Below are 6476 nucleotides of genomic sequence, written 5' to 3' on the forward strand. Positions count from 1 at the left end.
ACTTATACCCAGTTGGCAGAGCAAATGCAACTATTTGCTGCTGGTTTACAGGCGTTGGGAGTAAAGGAAGGCGATCGCATTTCCTTAATTTCCGACAACAGTCCTCGCTGGTTTATTGCCGATCAAGGGATAATGACTGCTGGAGCCGTTGATGCGGTGCGTAGCTCCCAAGCGGAAAAAGAAGAACTGCTGTTTATCATCGCTAATAGTGGCAGTACAGCAATAGTAGTTGAAGATTTAAAGACACTTAAAAAACTGCAAGATCGCCTCAACGATTTACCAATTCAGTTTGCGATCTTACTTTCGGATGAAGCACCACCTGTAGACCAAACCCTAAAGGTACTGAACTTTTCGCAGTTGCTCGAAATTGGGGCAAATCATAATTTTGTGCCAGTTAAGCAAAATCGTGATGCTCTAGCAACTCTAATTTATACCTCTGGCACCACAGGCAAACCCAAGGGTGTGATGCTGTCTTATAGCAATTTGATGCACCAAGTTACAACATTTGGCACAGTATTGCAGCCAAAGCCGGGCGATATGGTTCTCAGTATCTTACCTTCGTGGCACAGCTACGAACGGACTGTTGAATATTACCTACTATCTCAAGGTTGCACGCAAGTTTATACCAACTTGCGCTCTGTGAAAGGGGATTTGAGACAATTTAAACCCAACTACATGGTAGGTGTACCTCGCCTGTGGGAATCGATTTATGAAGGAGTGCAAAAACAGTTCCGCGAACAACCAGCCAAAAAGCAACGCCTAATTAAATTTTTAATGGGCATGAGCGAAAAATATATTAAAGCGCGGCGAGTTGCTCAGGGATTGGATTTAAATAATCTTCATGCTTCAGCCGTCGAACGATTAGCAGCTAAGATCCAAGCATCAGCTTTATTACCCCTCCATGCCTTGGGAGAACGACTGGTTTATGCCAAAGTGCGCGAAGCCACAGGAGGACAAGTTAAGCAGATGATTAGCGGTGGCGGTGCGCTTCCCAGACACATAGATAATTTCTTTGAAATTATTGGCGTGCAGATTTTACAAGGCTATGGCTTGACAGAAACTTCTCCTGTCACCCATGTACGGCGTCCTTGGCGGAATTTGATTGGCGCATCAGGGCTACCACTCCCGGCTACAGAAGCTAAAATCGTCGATCCTGAAACAAAAGCGCCTTTACCAACAGAGAAGCGAGGCTTAGTATTGTTGAGGGGCCCGCAGATTATGCAAGGCTATTACCAAAATCCTGAAGCGACAGCGAAAGCAATTGATGCTGAAGGTTGGTTTGATAGCGGCGATTTGGGTTGGCTGACACCAGAATACGACTTAGTGCTAACTGGCAGAGCAAAAGATACGATTGTATTGACGAACGGGGAAAACATCGAGCCACAGCCGATCGAAGATGTGTGTTTGCGATCGCCCTACATCGATCAAATTATGCTCGTCGGTCAAGATCGGCGCAACCTGGGAGCCTTAATTGTCCCCAATGTCGAAGCCTTAGAAAAATGGGCAGCAAGTCAAAATCTAACGCTGGATACGCCCAACAATCAAGTGACTTCCTCAGATAGTCAAAAAATTGACTTCGAGAGTAGAATGATCCAGGATTTATTTCGCCAAGAATTGAATCGGGAAGTCCAAAATCGTCCAGGCTATCGACCGGATGACCGCATCGGAACGTTTAAACTCATCCTGGAACCGTTTTCCATCGAAAATGGCTTGATGACCCAAACACTAAAAGTTCGCCGACATGTCGTCACGGAACGCTATCGCGATATTATTGACGGCATGTTTGCCTGATCATTCCACCTGCTAACTGTAAAGAGTGAACGTGAAATATTTATGGATGTCTCCAAATCTAATTTGCTTCTGAAACGCGTCGTTAACGTCAAAGTCATTGTGACTCCTCTCTGGAAAGAGGAAGTACAACAGCAGCTGCAAACCCAGATCAATCAACTCGATCAGCAACTGCAACAGCTAGACGTAGAAGGACAAAGAGCGATCGCGGCAATTCAAAAGCAGAGTCTGCAACCACCTGGCCCCCAGACCCTCCAACAAATTGACAATATCCAACTCCAAGTCAATCAAAAGAAAAGTGAATTTTTGGAGCAAAAAAATCAGTTGCTGCAAAATCTCCAGCAAGTGCAGTTTCTCCAGCAAGATCAGGAAGTCAACCAATTCCAAATGGAAGGCTTTTTCCGGGTGGAAACCGGTGATAACCTGATTAGCAAAATGCAAGTCGAAATCGTTCTGCGCGATGGCGTTGTAGAAGAAATTCGCGGCGACATTTAAATTTGTCATTTGTCATTTGTCCGTTGTCATTTGTCCTTTGTCATTTATTTTGTGACTAATGACCAATGACTAATGACTAATGACATATGTGATTTAACTTAGTGTGAGAGCGGCTCCCAGCCCAACATTCCACCTGGGAGCCAGCCCAAACGATTTGCCACACTGGAGGTGAGCTAATAAAAAGCGATCGCCCAAAGGTTGTCATCTCCGCTCGATATTTAACCGTCCCAACTGAATTATTACCCCGCTTGATTTGCGTAATCGTCACTAACGCCTGATTTGGTTGCGGATAAACTACCTCTATCTTTCGCGATCCTCCCACTGCTATCTCCTCAAAGGCATTCAGGGCGAGGGTAGTAGGATTACTGCCTTGGAGAGATGAGTTAAGTTTTTCTAAAGGTATAGTTTGATAATCGGAACGCTCTGAGAATGTTGCAACTTCCTGAGACTGATGTACTGCTCCCATTTGCTGGGTTTGCTCATCACTAGTCTCAACAATCGGTGCAGATTGCTGGTGCTGAATAATATAAACTCCAGCACCAGCCGTGGCAGAGATACTTAATATTACAATCAAAAAGAATTTTAGCTTTGCCAACATAAAAGTAAACAGGAATTTCAAATAGGTTTATTACCAATTTTGAATTCTAGATTGAACTACATGCTATATCCTCTTTCTGTGAGAAACTCTTGTATCTTAAGTAGTGGTTATGAGAAATATTAAATAGCAATCCCATTTAATCTTTGAGAAACTCGTGGTGGTTTTTGCAAGTCAATGACTAAAACAAGATCCAGATATTGGCTAACCATAGAGGATAGCTCTGTATTATAGACTTCTAAGCTATATTTAGGTTCCTAGAGTCAATCGGTTAGTCATTAGTCATTAGTCATTAGTGAAAAGCTAATACCCAATGCCCCATACCCAATGCCCCATGCCCAATGCCCAATGCCCAATCCCCAACCTAAAATATAAACAGTCTAAAACTCTCCCATCAAGATACAATTCGATCTGACAAAAACTGTTAAAGTCCATAAACCATTGATTTCCAAACCACCCTATGAGCATTCACGAAGTATTTATGCCGGCGCTGAGTTCCACCATGACGGAAGGCAAAATCGTCTCCTGGGTGAAATCGCCAGGGGACAAAGTGGAAAAAGGCGAAACAGTGGTGGTTGTAGAGTCAGATAAGGCAGATATGGATGTAGAAACCTTCTATGAAGGCTTTCTTGCCCATATCATAGTTGAAGCTGGTGAAACTGCCCCGGTAGGATCTGCGATCGCCTTTATCGCCGAAACGGAAGCTGAAATTGAACAAGCAAAATCTCTTGCCAATTCTGGCGGTGCGGCTGCTACTCCTACCTCTTCCCCTAAACCAGCTGCTGTCACAGCCTCAGTCGCCACACCTGCCTTAGCGTCTCAAAACGGTTCTAACCACAAAGAAGTAAGGCTTGTCGCTTCACCTCGTGCCCGCAAGTTAGCCAAAGAACTCAAAGTTGATTTGACTACACTCCAAGGTAGTGGCCCCCACGGACGCATTGTCGCCGAAGATGTAGAAGCATTGTCTAACAAAGGCAAGCAACCCACCCCAGTTGCGCCAGCAGCACCCGTACCAACCAGCGCCCCAGTTGCACCCCCAGCACCTCGGACACCAGCACCCGCACCCGTGGCGGCGGCTATTCCTGGCCAAACTGTACCTTTAACTACCTTCCAAAATGCCGTAGTGCGGAACATGGTAGCCACCATATCCGTGCCCGTCTTTCGTGTCGGTTATACAATTACCACTGATGGGTTAGACAAACTTTATAAACAAATTAAATCCAAAGGCGTGACAATGACAGCGCTACTGGCGAAAGCTGTAGCAGTGACATTGCAAAAACACCCATTGTTAAATGCTAGCTACTCAGACCAGGGTATTGTTTATCATTCTGATATCAACATTTCCGTAGCAGTAGCGATGGATGATGGCGGATTGATTACACCTGTGCTGCAAAATGCAGACGCAGTAGATATATATTCTCTGTCGCGTACTTGGAAATCTTTGGTAGAACGTGCGAGGACAAAACAACTACAGCCCCAAGAATACAACAGTGGTACTTTTACCCTGTCCAATTTGGGGATGTTTGGCGTAGATAAATTTGATGCGATTTTGCCGCCTGGACAAGGTTCAATTTTAGCGATCGGGGCATCGCGGCCGCAAGTGGTAGCAACACCCGACGGTTTATTTGGCGTGCGCCAACAGATGCAAGTTAATATTACTTCTGACCACCGGATTATTTATGGTGCTCATGCTGCGGCGTTCTTGCAAGATTTAGCAAAATTGATTGAGACAAATCCTCAATCTTTGACAATGTAGTTTTGAAAAAATACCGAATTTAAATGTTAGCGCTATCAGCGAACAGCAGTTTTTCGTAGAGTAGCGCTAACAACAAATAATGCTTACACTTCAATACTACAAATATTTAATTAATTTACGCCTAGCTATTTATCACGAGTGACATACGACAACACCCTAAAATATCTAGTTGAGCAATATCCAGAAGATTTTATCCGCTACTTACTTGCATCTGAGGCAACGGATATCCAAATTCTCAAAACAGAATTAAATCAAGAGCCAATTCGTGCCGATTCTGTAACTTTTTTGCAAACTGCCAATCAAATACTGCATTTAGAGTTTCAAACCTTACCAGCATCCACTGCACCCTTACCACTGCGGATGTTGGACTATTGGGTACGGCTATATCGACAATACAATTGTGATATCGAGCAGATAGTAATTTTTCTTAAACCGACAACTTCAGAAGCTGTCTTTATAGATCAATTTACTGCCCGCAATACTACTCACCGTTACTGCGTCATCCGAATTTGGGAACAAGATCCAGAACCTCTATTGTTATCTTCTGGTTTATTACCTTTGGCAACTTTGGCGCGAACAGATTCTCCTCAAAGCTTACTTCAACAGGTAGCAGTTCAGGTGAGTATGATTGAAGAAGAAGCCACCAAGCAGAGTATCTCGGTATGTACCCAACTTCTAGCAGGGTTGGTATTCGAGCCAGAACTAATTCGTCAGTTTTTGAGGAGAGAAGATATGAGAGAATCTGCCATTTATCAAGAAATTCTCGAAGAAGGATTGCAAGAAGGGAGACAACGAGGCATTGAACAAGGCATTGAACAAGGTCTTGAACAAGGTCTTGAACAAGGTCTTGAACAAGGAAGGCAATCAGAACTGAGGCTAGTGATGCGTCTATTAACTCGTCGGCTTGGTTCGATTAATTCTCAGTTACAATCTCGGTTGCAAGAGTTGTCCCTAGCTCAGTTAGAAAACTTGGGCGAAGTCTTACTAGATTTCGCCAGTGAGGCTGATTTGATGAATTGGCTAAATACAATAGAAAGTTAGAGTTTGCTTTAAACTTTCCGACCAGTTACAAAAAAAGTAAGATTTTCATACCAAGCACCTTCCTCTGTTGCCTCTGCTTCAATTTTTTGACGATAATCTGCTTTTAATTTTGCCATTTGCTCTGATGAAACTTGTAACAAGGGGTTTTCTCTAGGATGAAACCATCCTCCATTCCATTCTCTAGCTTGCTCTAGATTGTGGTAGAAACCTATTTGTTGGGTCTTCACTTCAATATTTTTAAAACCAGCTTCTGTAAGCAGATGATGGCATTTGTAGGGAGTGCCTGTTGGCTCATTGATACTTGTCAGCGAAATGCCATGTTTCTCACAGATTTCGATTATAAGTGGCGCTCCACAAGATTCCTCAGAGCAACAAGAAAAACCTACAATTCCCCCTGGTTTGAGGAAACTATACCATTTACGTAGAGTGGCAGGAATATCTTTAAAATACACTATTGCTGTAGAGCAAAGAATTACATCGAAGCTCTCATCATTAAAGTTGATATACTCAGCATCAGCTTCAATAAGTTCGATATTTTGCAAGCATAATTCTTCAATTTTCTGTTGTGCTTGGGCTAGCATCCCTGAAGAAAAATCCACCCCAGTTACTTTTCCTTCAGAGCCGACAATTTGTGCAACAGCAATGGCAATGATACCCGTGCCTGTTGCCATATCTAATACTTTTTCTCCCTTTTGCGGTTGAACTAAATCTAATAGAGGCAGAGCGCGGTGAATTGTATAATCGTTGTCGTAGCTCGTTCTGCCATCAAAGAACTCAATTACTTTTTTTTTATACTGGTGT

6 protein-coding genes are annotated in these 6476 nt (G+C 43.4%); 4 read left to right on the top strand and 2 right to left on the bottom strand.

Annotation, left to right across the window (positions count from 1 at the left end):
- Both IQ229_RS08435 and IQ229_RS08440 read left to right on the top strand, forming a co-directional pair.
- Positions 1-1791, top strand: a 1791-nt coding sequence (locus IQ229_RS08435) for an AMP-dependent synthetase/ligase (protein ID WP_194042861.1), incomplete at its 5' end; no start/stop codon positions are given.
- 42 nt (positions 1792-1833) lie between these two features.
- Positions 1834-2283 (top strand): YlqD family protein, encoded by a 450-nt coding sequence (locus tag IQ229_RS08440; RefSeq protein WP_069072569.1) that lies wholly within the window; start codon positions 1834-1836, stop codon positions 2281-2283.
- Positions 2284-2359: 76 nt separating this feature from the next.
- Here the strand turns inward: IQ229_RS08440 and IQ229_RS08445 are convergent, their stop codons facing one another.
- On the bottom strand, positions 2360-2857 hold the full coding sequence (locus IQ229_RS08445; RefSeq protein ID WP_409339908.1) for a hypothetical protein: 498 nt from the start codon (positions 2855-2857) through the stop codon (positions 2360-2362).
- A 481-nt stretch (positions 2858-3338) separates the two neighbouring features.
- Between IQ229_RS08445 and IQ229_RS08450 the strand changes: the two genes are divergently transcribed.
- The gene (locus IQ229_RS08450) at positions 3339-4634 is read left to right on the top strand and encodes a dihydrolipoamide acetyltransferase family protein (RefSeq protein WP_194042865.1); all 1296 of its coding nucleotides are present in this window, start codon (positions 3339-3341) and stop codon (positions 4632-4634) included.
- Positions 4635-4772: 138 nt separating this feature from the next.
- Positions 4773-5675, top strand: a complete 903-nt coding sequence (locus IQ229_RS08455) for a DUF4351 domain-containing protein (RefSeq protein ID WP_194042867.1) — start codon at positions 4773-4775, stop codon at positions 5673-5675.
- Between the two features lie 8 nt (positions 5676-5683).
- Here IQ229_RS08455 and IQ229_RS08460 read toward each other — a convergent pair.
- The coding region (locus IQ229_RS08460) for a class I SAM-dependent methyltransferase (RefSeq protein WP_194042869.1) at positions 5684-6476 on the bottom strand (793 nt) is incomplete at its 5' end.

Source organism: Nostoc cf. edaphicum LEGE 07299, assembly GCF_015207245.1.
In the GTDB taxonomy this organism is placed as follows: domain Bacteria; phylum Cyanobacteriota; class Cyanobacteriia; order Cyanobacteriales; family Nostocaceae; genus Nostoc; species Nostoc edaphicum_B.